Origin of the sequence: Kribbella sp. VKM Ac-2568 (genome assembly GCF_004345365.1) — a bacterium.
GTDB classification, from domain to species: Bacteria; Actinomycetota; Actinomycetes; order Propionibacteriales; family Kribbellaceae; genus Kribbella; species Kribbella orskensis.
Map to the genome: position 1 here is coordinate 661,861 of NZ_SLVF01000001.1, position 16,233 is coordinate 678,093.

Annotated in this window: 19 protein-coding genes; 7 read left to right on the top strand and 12 right to left on the bottom strand. The window is 68.1% G+C overall.

The window, feature by feature from the left end:
• Positions 1–538 precede the first annotated feature (538 nt).
• Positions 539–1,015, bottom strand: a complete 477-nt coding sequence (locus EV648_RS03130) for a GNAT family N-acetyltransferase (RefSeq protein WP_132284761.1) — start codon at positions 1,013–1,015, stop codon at positions 539–541.
• Positions 1,016–1,423: 408 nt separating this feature from the next.
• On the opposite strand from EV648_RS03130, the gene EV648_RS44670 reads away from it, so the two are divergent.
• Together EV648_RS44670 and EV648_RS03135 are read left to right on the top strand one after the other, a co-directional pair.
• A complete protein-coding gene (locus EV648_RS44670; protein ID WP_255512780.1) occupies positions 1,424–1,546 on the top strand; it encodes a hypothetical protein in 123 nt (40 codons plus the stop codon).
• 128 nt (positions 1,547–1,674) lie between these two features.
• Positions 1,675–2,838, top strand: a complete 1,164-nt coding sequence (locus EV648_RS03135) for a hypothetical protein (RefSeq protein ID WP_132284763.1) — start codon at positions 1,675–1,677, stop codon at positions 2,836–2,838.
• A 94-nt stretch (positions 2,839–2,932) separates the two neighbouring features.
• Here the strand turns inward: EV648_RS03135 and EV648_RS03140 are convergent, their stop codons facing one another.
• Together EV648_RS03140 and EV648_RS03145 are read right to left on the bottom strand one after the other, a co-directional pair.
• Positions 2,933–3,310, bottom strand: coding sequence for a nucleoside triphosphate pyrophosphohydrolase (locus EV648_RS03140; RefSeq protein WP_132284765.1), 378 nt, complete (start codon positions 3,308–3,310; stop codon positions 2,933–2,935).
• Positions 3,307–3,741, bottom strand: a complete 435-nt coding sequence (locus tag EV648_RS03145) for a MarR family winged helix-turn-helix transcriptional regulator (RefSeq protein WP_241994840.1) — start codon at positions 3,739–3,741, stop codon at positions 3,307–3,309. The genes EV648_RS03140 and EV648_RS03145 overlap by 4 nt, the downstream gene beginning before the upstream one ends.
• A 92-nt stretch (positions 3,742–3,833) precedes the next feature.
• On the opposite strand from EV648_RS03145, the gene EV648_RS03150 reads away from it, so the two are divergent.
• Positions 3,834–4,712 carry an LLM class flavin-dependent oxidoreductase gene (locus tag EV648_RS03150; protein WP_132284767.1) on the top strand — a complete coding sequence of 293 codons (879 nt, stop codon included), beginning with the start codon at positions 3,834–3,836 and terminating at the stop codon, positions 4,710–4,712.
• 163 nt (positions 4,713–4,875) lie between these two features.
• On the opposite strand, the gene EV648_RS03160 is transcribed toward EV648_RS03150, so the two are convergent.
• Positions 4,876–5,568 (bottom strand): RraA family protein, encoded by a 693-nt coding sequence (locus tag EV648_RS03160; protein ID WP_132284769.1) that lies wholly within the window; start codon positions 5,566–5,568, stop codon positions 4,876–4,878.
• Between the two features lie 63 nt (positions 5,569–5,631).
• Positions 5,632–6,177 (bottom strand): AAA family ATPase, encoded by a 546-nt coding sequence (locus EV648_RS03165; protein WP_199234397.1) that lies wholly within the window; start codon positions 6,175–6,177, stop codon positions 5,632–5,634.
• Positions 6,178–6,256: 79 nt separating this feature from the next.
• On the opposite strand from EV648_RS03165, the gene EV648_RS03170 reads away from it, so the two are divergent.
• Positions 6,257–7,579, top strand: coding sequence for a DNA-3-methyladenine glycosylase 2 (locus EV648_RS03170; protein WP_241994841.1), 1,323 nt, complete (start codon positions 6,257–6,259; stop codon positions 7,577–7,579).
• On the opposite strand, the gene EV648_RS03175 is transcribed toward EV648_RS03170, so the two are convergent.
• Positions 7,561–8,334 (bottom strand): isocitrate lyase/phosphoenolpyruvate mutase family protein, encoded by a 774-nt coding sequence (locus tag EV648_RS03175; RefSeq protein ID WP_241994842.1) that lies wholly within the window; start codon positions 8,332–8,334, stop codon positions 7,561–7,563. The genes EV648_RS03170 and EV648_RS03175 overlap by 19 nt on opposite strands.
• The gene (locus EV648_RS03180; RefSeq protein ID WP_158293886.1) at positions 8,331–8,627 is read right to left on the bottom strand and encodes a putative quinol monooxygenase; all 297 of its coding nucleotides are present in this window, start codon (positions 8,625–8,627) and stop codon (positions 8,331–8,333) included. Before EV648_RS03180 ends, EV648_RS03175 begins: the two co-directional genes overlap by 4 nt.
• A 169-nt stretch (positions 8,628–8,796) precedes the next feature.
• Here EV648_RS03180 and EV648_RS03185 point away from each other — a divergent pair, with 169 nt between their 5' ends.
• Together EV648_RS03185 and EV648_RS43005 are read left to right on the top strand one after the other, a co-directional pair.
• Positions 8,797–9,591 carry a class I SAM-dependent methyltransferase gene (locus EV648_RS03185; RefSeq protein WP_132284775.1) on the top strand — a complete coding sequence of 265 codons (795 nt, stop codon included), beginning with the start codon at positions 8,797–8,799 and terminating at the stop codon, positions 9,589–9,591.
• Between the two features lie 34 nt (positions 9,592–9,625).
• Positions 9,626–9,970 (top strand): hypothetical protein, encoded by a 345-nt coding sequence (locus EV648_RS43005; protein ID WP_199234398.1) that lies wholly within the window; start codon positions 9,626–9,628, stop codon positions 9,968–9,970.
• Here EV648_RS43005 and EV648_RS03195 read toward each other — a convergent pair.
• The 4 genes from EV648_RS03195 to EV648_RS03210 form a co-directional block, all read right to left on the bottom strand.
• Positions 9,963–10,343 carry a VOC family protein gene (locus tag EV648_RS03195; protein ID WP_241994843.1) on the bottom strand — a complete coding sequence of 127 codons (381 nt, stop codon included), beginning with the start codon at positions 10,341–10,343 and terminating at the stop codon, positions 9,963–9,965. The genes EV648_RS43005 and EV648_RS03195 overlap by 8 nt on opposite strands.
• 10 nt (positions 10,344–10,353) lie before the next feature.
• Positions 10,354–11,205, bottom strand: coding sequence for a TrmH family RNA methyltransferase (locus EV648_RS03200; protein WP_132284777.1), 852 nt, complete (start codon positions 11,203–11,205; stop codon positions 10,354–10,356).
• Entirely contained in the window at positions 11,180–11,917 is a 738-nt protein-coding gene (locus tag EV648_RS42405) for a hypothetical protein (RefSeq protein WP_158293887.1), read from the bottom strand. The genes EV648_RS03200 and EV648_RS42405 overlap by 26 nt, the downstream gene beginning before the upstream one ends.
• 526 nt (positions 11,918–12,443) lie before the next feature.
• Positions 12,444–12,791 carry a VOC family protein gene (locus EV648_RS03210; RefSeq protein ID WP_199234399.1) on the bottom strand — a complete coding sequence of 116 codons (348 nt, stop codon included), beginning with the start codon at positions 12,789–12,791 and terminating at the stop codon, positions 12,444–12,446.
• Positions 12,792–12,962: 171 nt separating this feature from the next.
• On the opposite strand from EV648_RS03210, the gene EV648_RS03215 reads away from it, so the two are divergent.
• The gene (locus tag EV648_RS03215; RefSeq protein ID WP_132284783.1) at positions 12,963–15,224 is read left to right on the top strand and encodes a glycoside hydrolase family 3 C-terminal domain-containing protein; all 2,262 of its coding nucleotides are present in this window, start codon (positions 12,963–12,965) and stop codon (positions 15,222–15,224) included.
• Here the strand turns inward: EV648_RS03215 and EV648_RS03220 are convergent.
• Positions 15,207–16,205, bottom strand: coding sequence for a LacI family DNA-binding transcriptional regulator (locus EV648_RS03220; RefSeq protein ID WP_132284785.1), 999 nt, complete (start codon positions 16,203–16,205; stop codon positions 15,207–15,209). The two genes, EV648_RS03215 and EV648_RS03220, sit on opposite strands and share 18 nt — an antisense overlap.
• Positions 16,206–16,233 lie beyond the last annotated feature (28 nt).

The following is a 16,233-nucleotide window of genomic DNA, read 5'->3' on the forward strand; positions in this document are numbered from 1 at the left end:
GCCCGAGTGCTGACCGATGACTCGGCATGCGCTTGCGAGCCCAACAGATGGGCCTGAAATCGGTGCAGCTGCCAGCGGACCATCGGATGCCGAGCGCGGCGCGCAAGGATGAGCTGCAGGAGTAGAGGAGTCCGGAGGCAAAGCGCGAGGCAACCACAGCGGACCAGCGAGGACGAGAGGGCACGTCAGTGGAATCACCTAAGCTAAGTTCCACCGCGTGTCGACCCCGCGATCTCATAGGCCAACGCCAGGGTTAGGCGGGCGGCAAGCGCAGACGCACCCTGATGATTCCGATCCTGCTCGCTGCGTTTCCTCAGCAGTGGCTGTGCTCTGTAGGTGCTGACTTCTCGGCTGATCTGGCAGCCACCGTACGTGGCCTTGCGTAGAAACGAACAGGTGACAACCTGCGATAGGCAGGCGGATAACCGACACGTCGATGAAGCGGCGGATCGCGGCGGTGAGGCCTTTGACGCTGTTGAAGCTGCCGCGGCATCCTGCTCGGGCGCGACTAAGGGTTGACGCTGTTGATGCTGCCGGACTAGTCGAGCCGGAGCTCCAACGTCAGCTCGTCGTGCAACGGAATGTCGTAGGCGCCTGTCAGCGGGATGGATGGCTTGACAACCCGCGACGCGTCCACCGCGCCCGGGGAGACGCCGACGATGCGCAGGCCACGTCGTTGATAGAACCGCAGCGCATCCAGATTGTCGTTGGTGGTGATCAGCCAGAGCCGCTGGGCACCGGCCTGCCGGGCGACATCGGCTGCCGCGCCGATCAAGGCACCGCCGACGCCGAGGTGCCGCACCGGGGCGTCGATCGTGACGACCTCCAGTTCGTCGTCCACGATCGTGTAGGTCAACAGGCCCACAATGCGGCCGTCCTGCTCGGCCACCAGGGCCGGAAGCGTCGCAGCGTCATAGGCGATTCCGTGCGCCACAGCGATCGTGCCGCCCCAGGTGGCGGTCAGGACCTCAACGATGGCTTCACTGTCCGCGTCGGTGGCTGCTCGCACCTTCATGGCGAGCAAAGCTACTACGAGTTTGTCCTGCAGGGACGGCTTATCAGTTGAGGGCGGCCCGGGGTTCGTCGACTGGCGGATGCGCCGGTTGACGGTGGCGCCGTGGGCGATGGGCAGGTGCACAGACCCCAAGGGCTCGGGGGTGAATAGCATCGAAGCGGTCGGGTGTGGGTTCCCGCCGCTCATCACGGACCCAGATCCGTACCCAACACGCTCCGAGAGTCAGCGGACCTGATGAGACAGATGAGACGACCAAGACACCGATCAGGCTCGGCGTTCCTCCTGAGATGCTGACCGGGCCACTCATAACCCAGAGACTGAGAGTCATGTGCGCTCGCTTGTGGTGAGTGCCGGCGAGATCCACACTCGACCATCGCCCAGAATGGCGTACGGGCCTGCAACTACGACATGGCTGAGAGCGGCTACGTCCGGATCCAGGTGTGCCACAAGAACTACGGCACGGGCGGCGGCTACACCGGATGCTCTGCTTGGAGTCAGTGGCTCTCGATTCGCGACGGCATCCCGAAGTAGCTGAGCGCACAGCCCCCGACCTGCGGAAACGCGAGTCGGGGGCTGCTTCGTCGGTGGGAATACGGGCGAGGAGACTGGGGGTTGGTCTGTACGTCGGGTTGGCTGAGTGAGCTAGGAGAGAGCGGGCGATGAAACCCACCGAGTTCGTCAAGGTGAACAGTCAGTTCTGGGGGGATCATCTGCGGAGTGTGAGTGAGCATCTGCCCACCAGCCACTCGCGCGAGCTGCCCGGGCCGCTGGTCTATCCGCGGCTGATGGTGCTGACCGAGACTCCGGACTGGAACATCCTGGAGCTGGTCGGGGTGAGCCGGGAGTACCGCTCCCTCGAGGTGAAGCGGCAGAAGGCCGACAGCATCGACCAGTACTTCGGGGGCGCATCCTCCGCATCCGATGCGGTTGTGGTCCTGCAGGACGAGAGGGTCTTCAAGGACGCGACGATCGCCACTGAGTCTGCGCGCAGCGCACTCGCGGCCAGTTTCGCGGGTGCCGAGAGCCTGATCGGCAGTGAGGTAGTGGGTAGCGGCACCAAGCTCCTGCAGTTCGCCCCGGGGAACTACGCGACCTTCGAGCGTGTCCTGCTCGCTTCGACGGTCGACTCGTCGGTCCGCCTCCACTGGACGTTCCTGGCGATCGCGATTCATCGGTCGGAGCCGGCGGACAAGTACCGGGATTACCTGCAGCAGCTGGTCTCCGCGTCCAACCATCTCGATCCGGTCGGCACCTTCAGCGTGCCGCGCGGCGAGGTGGAGCAGCGCCTCAAGAGCGACGCGTTCGCGAGCACGTACCTGATGCACGGTCTCCCCGACGCGACTGCCAGTGAGTTCCTGGAGCAGCACGAGGACATCCTGTTGTCGGCGTTCGACGCGACGAAGCTGATCCGTGAGCCGTACCTCGAGTGGCGCGACGGCACCCCCGGTGCGGACGAGGTCGCGCTCACCCCGGACTTCATCCTCGAACGTGCGGACGGCAGCCACATCATCGGCGACCTGAAGTTGCCGCTGCTCGAGAACGCGTCCAAGGGCGGAAAGAAGCGCCACCGCTCGTACGGCGCACCCGTGCGCGACGGGTCGGCCAAGCTCACGCAGTACGAGGAGTACTTCCAAAGCCCCGAGAACCGCGCATTCGCCCAGGCGAAGTACGGCATCGAGGTCACCGACCCGCGCAAGCTCCTGGTGATCGGGAGCCAGGAAACCGTCGACCCCAGCGAGTTCGAGGAAGCGACCCAGGCCAACTCCTTCGAGATTGTCGACTACGACACGATCCTCCGCCTCCACCTCGCAGCCAAGTTCTAGCTGCAGCCGGCCGGGGGCGTTGGTGACGCTCCAGGCCTAGCGGTGGCGGCGCGTCTGTTGGGGGTGCGGACATCAGAACGGGACCTCGGACAGGCTATTTCTTGTCCGAGGTCCCGGCATGGTGTTCGGACCCACCACAGGTGCTCGGCCGAGAAGAGCGGACGCCGGACCACACGATCCGCTCGGCGAAACCCCCGCGGGCGGCTGCTTTCTCCTGGCGGATCTTCTCCAGTTGATCCCTGCTGACCCCGAGGTTGGCGGCCAGGGCGTAGACGACCTCCAGTACGTCGGCCAGCTCTTCTGGGGCGTCCTCGTCGTCGGCTGTCAGGAACTCGTCGACTTCCTCGGCCAGCTTGTCCCGCAATCGCCGGCGGTACTCGGCGGCGTCTGCTCGGTAGGTGATCGGCTCCTCACCCTTGGCGCGAATGATGTCGGGGATCAGATCCCGCACCAGTTTCCCGTCAGCCGTCAACTCTTTCCTCCATTGGCGGTGATGCCGGTGAGGGCGGTGACCAGGGTGGCGCGGGTTGGCGCGGACAGGTCGGAGGTCAGCGCATCTATGCGGGTGGTGAAGGCGTTGTGGGCCTCGTTAGCGAGGGCCAGACCTTCGGTGGTGAGGGCGATCTGACAGGCGCGGCGGTCGGTCGGGTGAGCCGCGCGGGTGACGAGTGAGCGACGTTCCAGGCGGTCGACCATGCTGGTAAGGCTGGAACGTTCGATGCTGAGGATGCGGCTGAGATCGGTCATGCCGAGCGGGCCGCCGAGGAGTACGCAGAGCAGGTGCGCCTGCTGCGGAGTCAGCCCGAGCGGGCGGCTCGTCTCGGCGTACAGGTCCTGGAGGACGTGCATCAGGCTGACCAGGGAGCCGACCAGCTCCGTGTCGCTCGCTGTCTTGGTGGCCACCACCCCACTGTAGTCCGAAGGGCGGAAAGTTTGGTCTCCTGATAGTTAGTAGAGCTAGTATTTAGGTCTACGAAGTAAATAGGAGGCAGACGATGACCGTGCGTTTCGGCTATGGCTCACCCAACGGCGTCCGCGACGTCGCGGAGATCCTCGACCTGGCCGTGAAGGCGGACCGGGCCGGGCTCGACGTCTTCTCGGTCTCGGACCATCCGTACCTGGCGGATCACCTCGACGGCTACGCCCTGATCAGCTACGTCCTCGGCCGTACCGAGCGGATCTCCGCACTTGTGAACGTGACCAATCTCCCGCTCAGACCCGCGCCGATCCTTGCCCGCACTGCGACTTCGCTGACCGCGCTCTCCGGCGGCAGGTTCGTGCTCGGCCTGGGTGCTGGTGGTGCCTGGGACCGCATCACCACGATGGGGGTGCCGAGAATCCGCCCCGCCGAGGCGGTCGAGAAGTTCGAGGAGGCGATGGTGCTCATCCACGAACTGTCAGGCGGCGGTCCAGCCGTCACCAATGACACGGTTCGAGGCATCGTCCCCGCGGCCGTCCCGGCGCCACTCATCTGGACAGGCTCGAACGGCCCCAAGTCTCTCGCCGCGACCGGCCGCCAGGCAGACGGCTGGATCCCGGGCCACGCCGCCGACTGGATCAGCGAGGTTTACAAGGATGGCCGCCGCATCATCGACGAGGCCGCACTCAGCGTCGGTCGCAAACCGTCGGACGTCGCGACGATCTTCAACCTGCCAGGCGTCATCACGTCCCAGCCGCGCAGCCGGGTCCGCGACGCCGACGGCCGCTGGATCGGCGGATCACCGGCGCAGTGGATCGAGGAGCTGACCACCGCGGTCCTCCAGTACGGCGCTGCCGGGTTCACCCTCTTCGCCCGCGGCACCGAACCGCTCGAGCACACCCTCGACCTCTGGGCCCACGAGATAGCCCCCGCAGTACGAGCCGCGACTTCGTAACTGCAGCCATGGGGTCCCACGCCGGGTTCAGGCGCGGGTTGCGAGTTCTTGCGGGGTGAGGGGTAGGGCGCCGGCGGCGATGTTCTCTTCCAGGTGGGCGGGGTTGCCGGTGCCGGGGATGGCTAGGACGGTGGGGGAAGGGCACCCGGCGAGCCTAGTGTCGTCACTCCTCGATCGCTCCGCCGACGCCACGCAGGTGCTCGCGGAACGTCAACGACGGCCGCTTCTTCCGCTCCGCGAGATAGACGGCGAACCGCACCTGCTCGCGCAACGACGTACCGGCGTTGATCTGCGCGGCCTGGCGCCGTTCGGTGTCGCGGATCGATTCGGCGAGGTCGAGCAGTTCGTCGGCACGCGCCGCGGGGATGAAGACGACGCCGTCCTCGTCGCCCAGTACTACGTCGTCGGACGTGACGGTCCATTCGCCCACGGTGGCGGCCTGCAGCGCATCCGCGGGCAGGGTCCGCATCTCCAGCGGGCCGGTCGGCATGGCGCCCAGGCTGTAGACCGGCAGCCCGATCGCCTGGATGTCGACGGTGTCGCGATGCAGACCCCAGATGACCAGCCCGGCGAGTCCTGCCGCCTTCGCCTCCAACGCGACCAGGTCGCCCACGCACGCCTCGTCGCGCCGGCCGCCGTTGTCGACCACGAGCACGTCGCCCGGCAAGGCCGATTCGAATGCCTCGAGGAAGATGTCGACGCTCCCGACATGCTGCGCGGGCAGCACCCGGCCGGCGACCCGCGCTGCCACCACCGGGCGCAGCGACACCGTGCGAACGGGTACCCCGGCCCGCAGGCAGGCGTCGGCGACATGAGCAGCGGTGAGGTTCCCGAACCGCGTCTGAAGATCAGTCATTCCCTGACCATAGTCAGAGAACGGAAACCCCACCACCGATACGCAGTACTGCGCTCCGGTTGGTCAGCGGGAGAGGAAGGTGATGATCTCGGGGAGGTCGGGGTCGTAGCCGTCAGTGGTGTCGACGGTGAGTTCGGAGACCGGCAGGGAGACGCGGTTGAAGGCGTCGTGGCGGCGGCGCCAGTTGTCGTTCGAGGTGTGGCCGTCCTCGTGCGCCTTGCGGAGTTCGTTGCCGGCGGCCCGTTCGGTGATCCGGGCCTGCGCGACCTCGGCGGAGACGGTGCAATGGACGATGCGGAGATCGGCGAGGTCCATGAACGGCGTGAGCCGCGGACCCCAGATGTGGTCCTGGAAGGCGGCCTCCACCACGACCGTTGTACCCCGGCCGATCAGCAGGCCGATCACGTCGAAGAAGGTGGACAGCGTCCGCATCGTCAGCGGATCCGACGGCCCGGGGACGAACCCGGGGTTCGCGTGCACCATGCCTTCCTTGATCTCGTCGCGGCAGATGGCCGGACAGCCGATCGCCGCGGCGACCTGGTGGGCGAGCGTGGTCTTGCCCGTGCCCGGGGGACCGCTGATCACGATGAGCATGGGCTTCGCTGGCACCGGGGCACCCTAGCCCGTAGTTGGCCCCCGTGTCCGGATCTGGCTGGACGTGAGGCGAACGGATTCGCAGGATGAGTCAGTGACCACGTACTCCGCCGTCCGCACCACCGGCATCTACTGCCGGCCCGGCTGCGGCGCGAAGCCTCTCGCGGAGAACGTGCAGACCTTCGAGCTCGCGGCCGCGGCAGAGGCGGCGGGGTACCGCGCGTGTCTGCGGTGCAGGCCGTACCGGGTCGCCGGGACCGTCGCCGACGATGCGCCCGAACTCGTCTGCCGAGCGGTCCAGTTGATCATCGGGGGAGCACTCGACGAAGCGGACGAGTCGGCGCTCGGAGCGCGGTTGGGATTGTCGGGGCGGCATCTGCGGCGGATGTTCAACGATCACCTCGGCGTTACGCCGGACCAGTTCGCGCGGTCGCGGCGGGCGCACTTCGCACGGCGGCTCCTGGACGACTCGGAGTTGACGATCGCGGATGTCGCCTTCGCTTCCGGGTTCGGGAGTCTGCGGCGGTTCAACCGGGCGATGCGGGAGGTGTTCCGGTCGACGCCGCGCGAACTGAGGGAACGCCGTCGCCGCACCGATCGCCTGGTCGCCGACGGTGGGCTCGTACTGCGGATGCCGTTCACCCCGCCGTACGACTGGGAGGCGATGGTCGGGTTCCTCGCCGAGCGCGCGATCCCCGGGGTGGAGTCGGTGGTGGACGGGGTCTACCGCCGCACGATCGGCCTGGACGGCGAACCGGGTCTGCTCGAGATCGCTCCCGGTGGCGCCGACCACCTGCTCCTGCGCGCCCATCTCCCTTACTGGGAAGGCGTCATCCACGTCGTCGAACGAGCCGCTCGCCTGGTCGGCCTGGAAACAGAACCCCTGCTCGCCGCCGCCCGACTCGCCGGCGACCCGATGATCGGCCCGCTGATCGATTCCCGCCCGGGCATCCGCGTCCCCGGCGCCTGGGCCCCCTTCGAGATCGCCGTCCAGGCAGTCATCCGACACCAGTCCCCCGCAGACGCCGATGAGCTACTCGCCCGCTTGGTCCAGATCGCAGGAATCCCCGTGCCCGGCCTCGACCACGGCCTCACTCACGCCTTCCCGTCTGCGGAGGCCCTGTACTCCGCGCCACACGCCGCCGGCGAGACCGTACAGGCCCTCGCCAGAGAAGTTGCTGCAGGCAGCATCAAGCTGGATGGCGCGGAACCCCTCGACGAGCTGATCGCGTCCCTCACCGCGATCCGCGGCATCACCGAACAAGGTGCCCACGAAATCGCCCTCCGCCTGGGTGCCAGAGATGCGTTCCCTCGCACCCCAACCCCAGTGTCCGAAGCCTGGCACCCCTGGCGAGCCCTAGCCAGCACCCACCTCCTGACCCTCGATCGTGAGGGCGGTCAGGCGAGCGTGGTGTAGGTGCCAGCGGCAAGCAACTCCTGGGTGACCGATGTGGCGAGGGCGTAGGCGGCGGTGGTGATGGCGGGGCCGAGGCTGATTCGGGCTACGCCGAGGGTGGTGAGGTCGCCGACGCCAGGAGAGCCTGGGCCGACCATGATGTTGAGAGGGAGAGGTGACCCAGAGACCAGATCCTGGATGGTGGCTGGGTCGGTGACGCCTGGTACGAAGAGCACGTCGGCACCCGCCTCGGCGTACAGCTTGGCTCTCTGCAGGGTGCCTGTTCCGTCGCCGAAGAGGTAGGTGTCGGTGCGGGCGTTGATGCAGAGGTCAAGGCCGGCCGCGACGGCTGCCTCGCGGGCGGCGGCGACGCGTTCTGCCTGAGCGGTTGCCCCCAGCAAGGAACCGTTGGAACTGTCCTCCAGATTGATGCCGACAATGCCGATCTCGATGACTTCGGCAACTGTCGACGCCACGTCGGCCGGCGTCACGCCGTACCCGGCTTCGATGTCGGCGGTGACGGGCACAGAGACGACGGCGACGATGCGCCGCAGGGCGTCCAGCGCGTCGGCACGGCTCAGCCCGCCGCCGTCCTCGACACCAAGAGCCCAGGACACCCCGGCGCTCGTCGTCGCGATCGCTCGAGCGCCGGCCGCCTCGATTGCCTTCGCCGAGCCCGCGTCCCACGCGTTCGGCAGGACCAACGGAGTCGGGCCTTGGTGGAGCGCCCGGAAGGCGCGAGCCTGTGCTTTCCGGTCGATGGCCGCGCCGCTCACAGGCTGACCAGCAGTTCGTGGTCGATCTCGACGAACTCCACGATCAGGTCCGCGAACTGCCCCGCGATCAGCTCCTTGTACGCCGCCGACCCCGTGTGCGCGTCGTACGCCGCCTGGTCGGCGAAGTGCTCCACGAACAGCAGGTAGTCGGGGTTCGCCGGATCGCGGTAGACGCGGAAGGAAAGCGTGCCTTCCTCCTGCCCCGGGCCCTGCGGCGCGAAGGCCCGGACGAGTTCCTCCGCCTTCGCCTGGTTGCCGTCCTTGAGCTTGATGGGGAACACCTTTGCGAGCACTTTCTTCCTCCTGGCTGAGTGGTGAGGTGTCAAGCGTCACCCGCACCGGTGCCCCAGGTCTGGCCATATTCGGCCATCACAATGCGTCTCGTTATTCAAGATGATATGTCTCATCAAGCAAGATCTTGGTCTAGCCTGAAGTGTGTCGACGAGGACGAAGGAGTCCGGGATGAACAACGTGTACACCCACGGCCACCACGAATCGGTACTGCGTTCGCACAGCTGGCGCACCGCGGAGAACTCGGCCGGGTATCTCCTCCCGCAGCTCCGGCCCGGCATGTCCCTGCTCGACATCGGCGCCGGCCCCGGCACCATCACCGCCGACCTCGCGGCTCTGGTCCAGCCGGGCCGGACGACCGCGCTCGAGGCGAACGAGGCAGCCCTCGACATCACCCGCGCCACCTTCGCCAAGCTCGACATCGAGGTGGACTTCGTCGTCGGCGATGTGCACCGGCTCGAACTCCCCGACGACTCGTACGACGTGGTGCACGCGCACCAGGTCCTGCAGCACGTCAGTGATCCCGTGCAGGCGCTGAAGGAGATGCGCCGGGTCTGCAAGCCCGGCGGGATCGTCGCCGTGCGGGACTCGGACTATCACGCATTCACCTGGTTCCCGGAGTTGCCTGAGCTCGACGAGTGGATGGACCTCTACCAACGGATGGCGCGGGCGAACGGGGGCGAACCCGACGCAGGCAGGCGCCTGTTGTCGTGGGCACTGGCCGCCGGGTTCGAGAAGGTCGAGACGACGGCGAGCAACTGGACGTTCGCGAACCAGCCGGACCGCGACTGGTGGGGTGGTATGTGGGCCGACCGCATCCTGCAGTCCGACCTCGCCCGCCAGGCGCGCGCCGCCGGCGTACCAGAGGGAGACCTGCGGCGGATCTCCGACGCCTGGCGCACCTGGTCAGCGGCCCCCGACGGCTTCATCTCCTTGCTCCACGGCGAAATCCTCGCGACTGCCTGAACTTTGTCGGTGGGGTCTGCCTAGCATCGGCGGCATGATCGACTACAGCGTGCCGAGGCCTTTGACGGGACTTCGCCCGGACCAGATTAGGCTGGCCGAGAGCCTGCCGACGGACCCGCGCGCGATCTGCAAAGCCGTGCAGAGCTTGGTGATCCAGCCGCGGGACGCGCCCACGGCCGGCATCCCCGACGAGCGCATTCTCGCCGCGCTGAACAAGGTGGAGATGCTGCCGTGGGACGAGTGGAGCCGGATGGACGACTCCTACCAGGGCAGGACCGGCCCGGACTTCGATGCGCTGATGGACGAGATCGCCGCCATGACCGACCCCGAAAGCCTTTACCAGAAGGAGGATCTGGCCGCACCCGAGCTGATCAACTAGCCAGCACGACGAGGTAGCCGTCCGGGTCGCGCAGCCAGAGTTCGTGGTGGTGCGCGTTCGGGTTGAGGTGCACGCCGGTCTGAATCGTCGCGCCCATCGCCGCCGCCCGAGCAGCCGCCTCCTCGAGCGAGCCGAGTTCGAACCACAGGGCGACGCCGTTGCCGAGTGGTTGAGCGGGATCGCCGATCGTGCCGTGGTGGTGCTCCGACTCCTGCCGGTGCAGTTGGAGGATCAGCTCTCCGTCGACGACGATCCGCTCGTACTCCGGTCCGCCGTGGCCGCTCGCCGCGCCCAGCAGCTCGCAGTACCAGGCGCTGCTCTTCTCGACGTCGCTGACGGCGATCATGGTTTGAGGTCGCACGGAAGCAGTCATGGTGACGAAGCTAGGCGCCCGCGCCGCCGCCCGTCTTGAACGAATGGGCACGCTGCCGGGAAACCTCGTAAAGCACAGCAGTCGCGGCGTTGGCCGCGTTGAGCGAGCTCGCCGAGCCGGTCATCGGGATGCGCACCAGGTGATCGGCGAGATCCTTCCAGGCTGCGCTCAGACCGGAGGTCTCGTTGCCGATCAGCAGCAACGTCGGGCCGGTCAGGTCGAAGTCGTAGATATCGGCCTCGCCGTGCTCATCAGTGCCGACGACCACGATCGGTACGCCGTGTGCGCGCTGCGTCTCGACCCACTCCATCACCTCGCGCTGCGAGGGGACCCGGACCGCGGGCAGAGCGAAGAGTGATCCCGTGCTCGCGCGCACCGACTTCGGGTCGTACACGTCGGCCGCGTGGCCCGTGACGATCAGCCCGTCGGCGCCGAACGCGTCGGCGGACCGGATGATCGAGCCGATGTTGCCCGGCCCGGTCGGCCGGTCGAAGACGACGCCGAGGAAGTCGGGCCCGACCTGGATCCGGTTCAGGTCGTCGGCCGGCATCTCGAGTACGGCGACCACCTCGGGCGCGGCCTCCTCCTTCTCGCCCAGTTCCGCGAGCAACTCCGGCGCCATGCTGACCCGCTCGGTCAAGGGCAGCCGCTGCAGCAGATCCTGCGCCCAATGCGACAGCGGCCGCGCGGAATCGTAGATGAACGCGCGGACCGGCCAGCCGTGATCGACCGCGAGCGTGATCGGCCGGACGCCTTGGACCAGGAACTCCCCGGCCCGCTGCCGCTTGTTCCGGTTGGACAGCAACGCCTGCCACACCTGGAACCGGGCATTCCGGCTACTGATCCGCTGCACCGCGGCCATCGGTCCTCCGTGAAATCAGCCGAACGAACCCCCACACTACGAGGGCCGGCAGCCAGACGAGGAACAGCCAGGGCACCCGCCACCACCAGCCGACGCCGGCGCTCGCCTCAGGTTGCTCCGATGCGACCAGGGACCGGGCCGTCGCCGACCAGGCCAGGAAGGCGTCACCGATCGGCACCAAGCCGAGGGCGTAGCGCTTGCTGTGCAGACCATTCAGAGGTACGCCGAGGAGGTCTCCTTCCCGCGCGAGGACATCCGCCAGCGGATCGTGCTGGACTCGCGCGGCTCCCAGCGTGACAGCCGTCGCCGACAAACTGACCCCGAACACCAACGGCCCCGAGTCGACATCACCGGCGCCGTCCACCCCGTGCGGAAACTCGCGCACAGCCGGCCCCAGTGAGGTCACGAACTTCTCCCGGAAGATCCCGTACTGCGAACGCGCGAAGTCCGGGTCGATCTCCACCAGGAACCGGTGGATCATGCTCTGCGAAGTCGCGCGTGCGCCGGTAGAGACAGGGGTCACCTGGTGCGGCATCAACCCGGTCGCCGGGTCCAGCCGGGTCTTCACACCATCCAGCCACCGCGACACCGTCGGCTGGAATCGCGGAGTCACCAGGTGGTCGTGCAGCCGGAGCGACGCGATCGCCACGGTGGAGTCGACCGGCCACGCCTGGCCCGGGATACGCCTGCAGATAAGGGGTTTCCGAGGCATCGAAGGCCTTCGCGAGTTCCTCGGACGCCCGAGTGAACTCCGTCGGATCCCGTAACTCCGCAGGCTCGAGTGCCAGGATTCCGCCGCGCAACCAGTTGGTCCACCCGGCGTGGAAGACGCCGTAGCGGGGTGTCAGCGCGGCATCGAAGGGAGCTGTTCCGTCGAGGGACTGGATGCGTTGGAGCGCCCAGCTCGCTTCGCGCAGCGCTTCCGGTGCGCGGGCGGGTGCGTCGAGCCCGACCTGGACCCAGGTCAGTCCGTAGAGCACGTTCAGGAAGAAGTAGCCCTCAGGGAAGAGTTGTTGGGCGTCGTGGTCCGCCCCGCCCTCGATCGCGGAGCGGAGGAACGCCAACTGCTTCACGGCTCCCTCGCCCGGATCCGGCCGGGGCAGTACCAGTCGCGCAGTACCGGCCACCGCGAACAGCACAGCGAGAACCACCAGCACTTTGCGCAGCATGGTCGGCCCCCGCGGTTTGTCGAAGTACTGCCTCGAAGTACTGCGTTGAACCGTAGAACCCCGCGGAGGTCAGGCGACGGATTCGAGCAGGCCCAGCTGGTTGCCGTCCGCGTCGGTCACGGTGACCAGGCGCTGGCGGCCGCTCGCGACGATCTGGGGGTCGGTGCTGGTGATGCCGTGGGTGGCGAGTTCGGCCAATGCCGGGTCGAGCTCGTCGACGGTGAAGTTGACCGCGGTCCGGCCGGCCCGGTCCGGGTCGTGGAAGACCTGGACGATACCGAGGTCGCTCAGGTGCCACTCGGCCAGTGAGTCCATCGGCCGGGTGTCGGCCGGGCGGCCGAAGAACGACTCGTACCAGTCGCACGCCGGACCGAAGTCCGTCACCGGGATCACCGCGAGCACTGCCTTGATCGTCACCGTTCGTCGCCTACTTCCCATCAGGGTCGCCCTGGGCGGCCGACCTCCCCTGTCCGGTTGGTGCCCAGATCCCCGCTCCGCCACACAGAGCATGCCGCCGCGGGTATATGCAGGGCGAGCAATGCAGCACGAGCGGGATCGGGTCCGGGATCGGCGGTGTTACCGTCGCGTATGGACGTCGACTCGGTGGTTGCGGGGTTGTCGCTGGCGGAGAAGGCTTCGTTGTGCCGGGGGTCCGGGTTCTGGCATACGCAGGCGATCGAGCGCGCCGGGATCCCGCGCGTGATGGTCACGGACGGGCCGCACGGACTGCGGAAGCAACCCGGCGACGCCGACCACGTGGGGTTGTCCGGCAGCGTCCCCGCGACCTGCTTCCCGACGGCTTCCGCGCTGGCCTCGTCGTTCGACGCCGACCTGCTGTACCGCGTGGGCGAGGCGCTGGGCCGCGAGTGCCGGGCCGAGCAGGTCGGAGTACTGCTCGGGCCGGGTGTGAACATCAAGAGGTCGCCGCTCTGCGGGCGCAACTTCGAGTACTTCTCCGAGGACCCGCTGGTCGCCGGAGTGCTCGCCGCCGCGGCGGTGCGCGGAGTACAGAGCCAAGGCGTCGGGACGTCGCTCAAGCATTTCGCGGCCAACAACCAGGAGACCGACCGGCTCCGGGTCAGCGCCGACGTCGACGAGCGGACCCTGCGGGAGATCTACCTGCCAGCGTTCGAGCGGGTGGTGACCGAGGCCCAGCCGTGGACCGTGATGTGCTCCTACAACAAGATCAACGGCACGTACGCCTCCCAGCACCACTGGCTGCTCACCGAGGTACTCCGCGACGAGTGGGGCTTCGAAGGCATGGTGGTCTCGGACTGGGGTGCCGTGGCCGACCGGGCGGCCGCGCTGGCTGCCGGACTCGACCTGGAGATGCCGCCGAACCTCCCGACCAGCGACGCGCAGATCATCGAGGCAGTGCAGAGCGGAGCCCTCGACGAGGCCGTGCTCGACACCGCGGTCACCCGGGTGCTCAATCTGGTCAACCGAACCACCACAGACAAAGGTGACCCACTGGACCTCGAGGCGCACCACGCGTTGGCGCGCGCGGCCGCTCGCGACTGCCTCGTGCTCCTCCGCAACGACGACACCATCCTGCCGCTCACGCCCGAACCGGGCAGCACGCTCGCTGTCATCGGCGAGTTCGCCCGGACCCCGCGGTACCAGGGCGCCGGCAGTTCCCAGGTGAACCCGACCAAGGTCGAGACAGCGCTGGATGAACTCAGCCGTGCGGCCGAAGGCGTGACGGTCGCGTTCGCGGCGGGCTTCGGCCTCGGCAATACCGCCGACGACGAGTCGCTGGCTCAGGAAGCAGTGGACCTGGCGAGCCGGGCCGACACGGTCGTCGCCTTCCTAGGGCTGCCGGCGAGCGACGAGTCCGAAGGTTTCGATCGCGACCACCTCGACCTCCCCGCCTCGCAGACCGCGCTGGTGGTCCGGCTGGCCGCGGCGAACCCGCGCCTCGTCGTCGTCCTGGCGAACGGCTCCGCGATCAGGCTCGACGGCTGGGAGCACCACGCCAAGGCAGTGCTCGAGACCTGGCTCGGCGGCCAGGCCGCAGGCGGTGCGATCGCCGACGTCCTGCTCGGTACCGCGAACCCGTCCGGCCGCTTGGCGGAGACCCTCCCGCTGCGACTGGAGGACAACCCGTCGTACCTCAACTTCCCCGGCGACTCGGGCCACGTCCGGTACGGCGAGGGCGTGTTCGTGGGTTACCGCGGGTACGACGCACTCGCCCGCGAGGTGAGCTACCCGTTCGGGCACGGCCTCTCGTACACGACCTTCGAGTACGCCGACCTCGTCGTCGAGCAGACCGGCAGCCACGCGGCCGGCGACCTCGCCATCAGCGTGAAGTGCAACGTGACGAACACCGGAAAGCGAGCCGGCAAGGAGGTCATCCAGCTGTACGTCGGTGCCCCCGACGCGTCCGTTGCCCGGCCGATCCGGGAGCTGAAGGGTTTCGCCAAGGTCGACCTCGCGCCGGGCGAGACCACGCAGGTCGCGTTCACGCTGGGCAGTCGGGACTTGTCCTACTGGTCCGAGCTCCACCATCGCTGGGTGCTCGAAGCCGGCCGCTTCGACCTCGCCGTCGGGGCGTCCTCGCGCGACCTGCGCCTCACCACGTCGCTCGACGTCGACGCACCGCCGGTGGCCGCGCCGCTCGACGATTCGTCCAGCCTGCAGGAGTGGCTGGCCGACCCGATCGGAGGTCCGTTGCTCTCGGCAAGCATTGGCGCGAGCGACGCCGGTACTCCGAACGGCGTGCTCGGCGACGCGGAACTCCTCCAGGTGATCGGCAACTTCCCGCTCAGGCGACTGTGCGCGTTCCCCGGCATGGCGGTCGACAACAAAACCCTCGACGGCCTCCTCGAGCAGCTAAGTGCCCAGCGTTGACTCCCGGGTGACCAGCCGGGTCGGCATCTCCACCAGGCCAGGGTGCGGGTTGTCGGCGATCGCATCGAGCAGGAGTTGCGCAGTACGGCGGCCGAGTTCTTCTAGCTCCAGGTCGACCGTGGTGAGGGGCGGGCGGCTCGCCATCGCCATCACGCTCCAGTTGTCGTAGCCGGTCACGGCGAGGTCGTCGGGCACCGACCGGCCGAGCTCGCGCAGCCGGTCGCACACCCCGCGGGCGATCTGGTCGCTGCCGCAGGAGATCGCGTCCACCTCGTCGCCGGAGCGGAGCAGGACGTCGACCGCGTGGCGGCCCCAGCGTTCGCTCCACTCCCCGTGCATCGGCTCACCCACGAAGGCATCGCCGGCTGACTCGATAGTCGCGGCCGCTCGGGCCCGCGCGCTGTTGTGGGTCGCGGGCCCGGTGACATGGGCGATCCGCCGGCGGCCGAGGCTGAGCAGATGCTGGACAGTCGAGGACGCGCCGCCGTGGTCGTCGACGATCACCGAGGTGTCGGCTGGATCGGTCGACGGGCTGAAGGCGTAGACCACCGGGATCGGTACGTCGATCGGCTCGCGCGCCTCGGTCCGCCGGCCGGTGACGATGATCCCGTCGACCCGCCGGGACACCAGTGATCGCAGGTAGTGCTGCTCGCGCAGGGGATCGTCCCGGGTGTCGCACAGCACGAGCGCCATCTCGCCGGCGCTGAGCGCGTCCTCCGCGCCGAGCATGATCGGGATGCTGAATCGGCCTGAGCTGTCGGTCGTGATCAGGCCGACCGTGTAGCTGCGGCCCGAGGACAGGGCGCGGCCGCGACTGTCCGGCGTGAAGCCCAGTTGTTCGGCGGCCCGCCGGACCCGTTCGCGGGTCTCCTCCCGGAGCTGTCCGGTGTCGTTCAGTGCCTTCGACGCGGTGCTTGTGGAGACGCCCGCGAGCGCGGCGACATCGGTGATCCGTGGCAGCGACGGTCCGCGCGACGCCATCCGGCACCTCCTCATCAGGCCCTGTCTG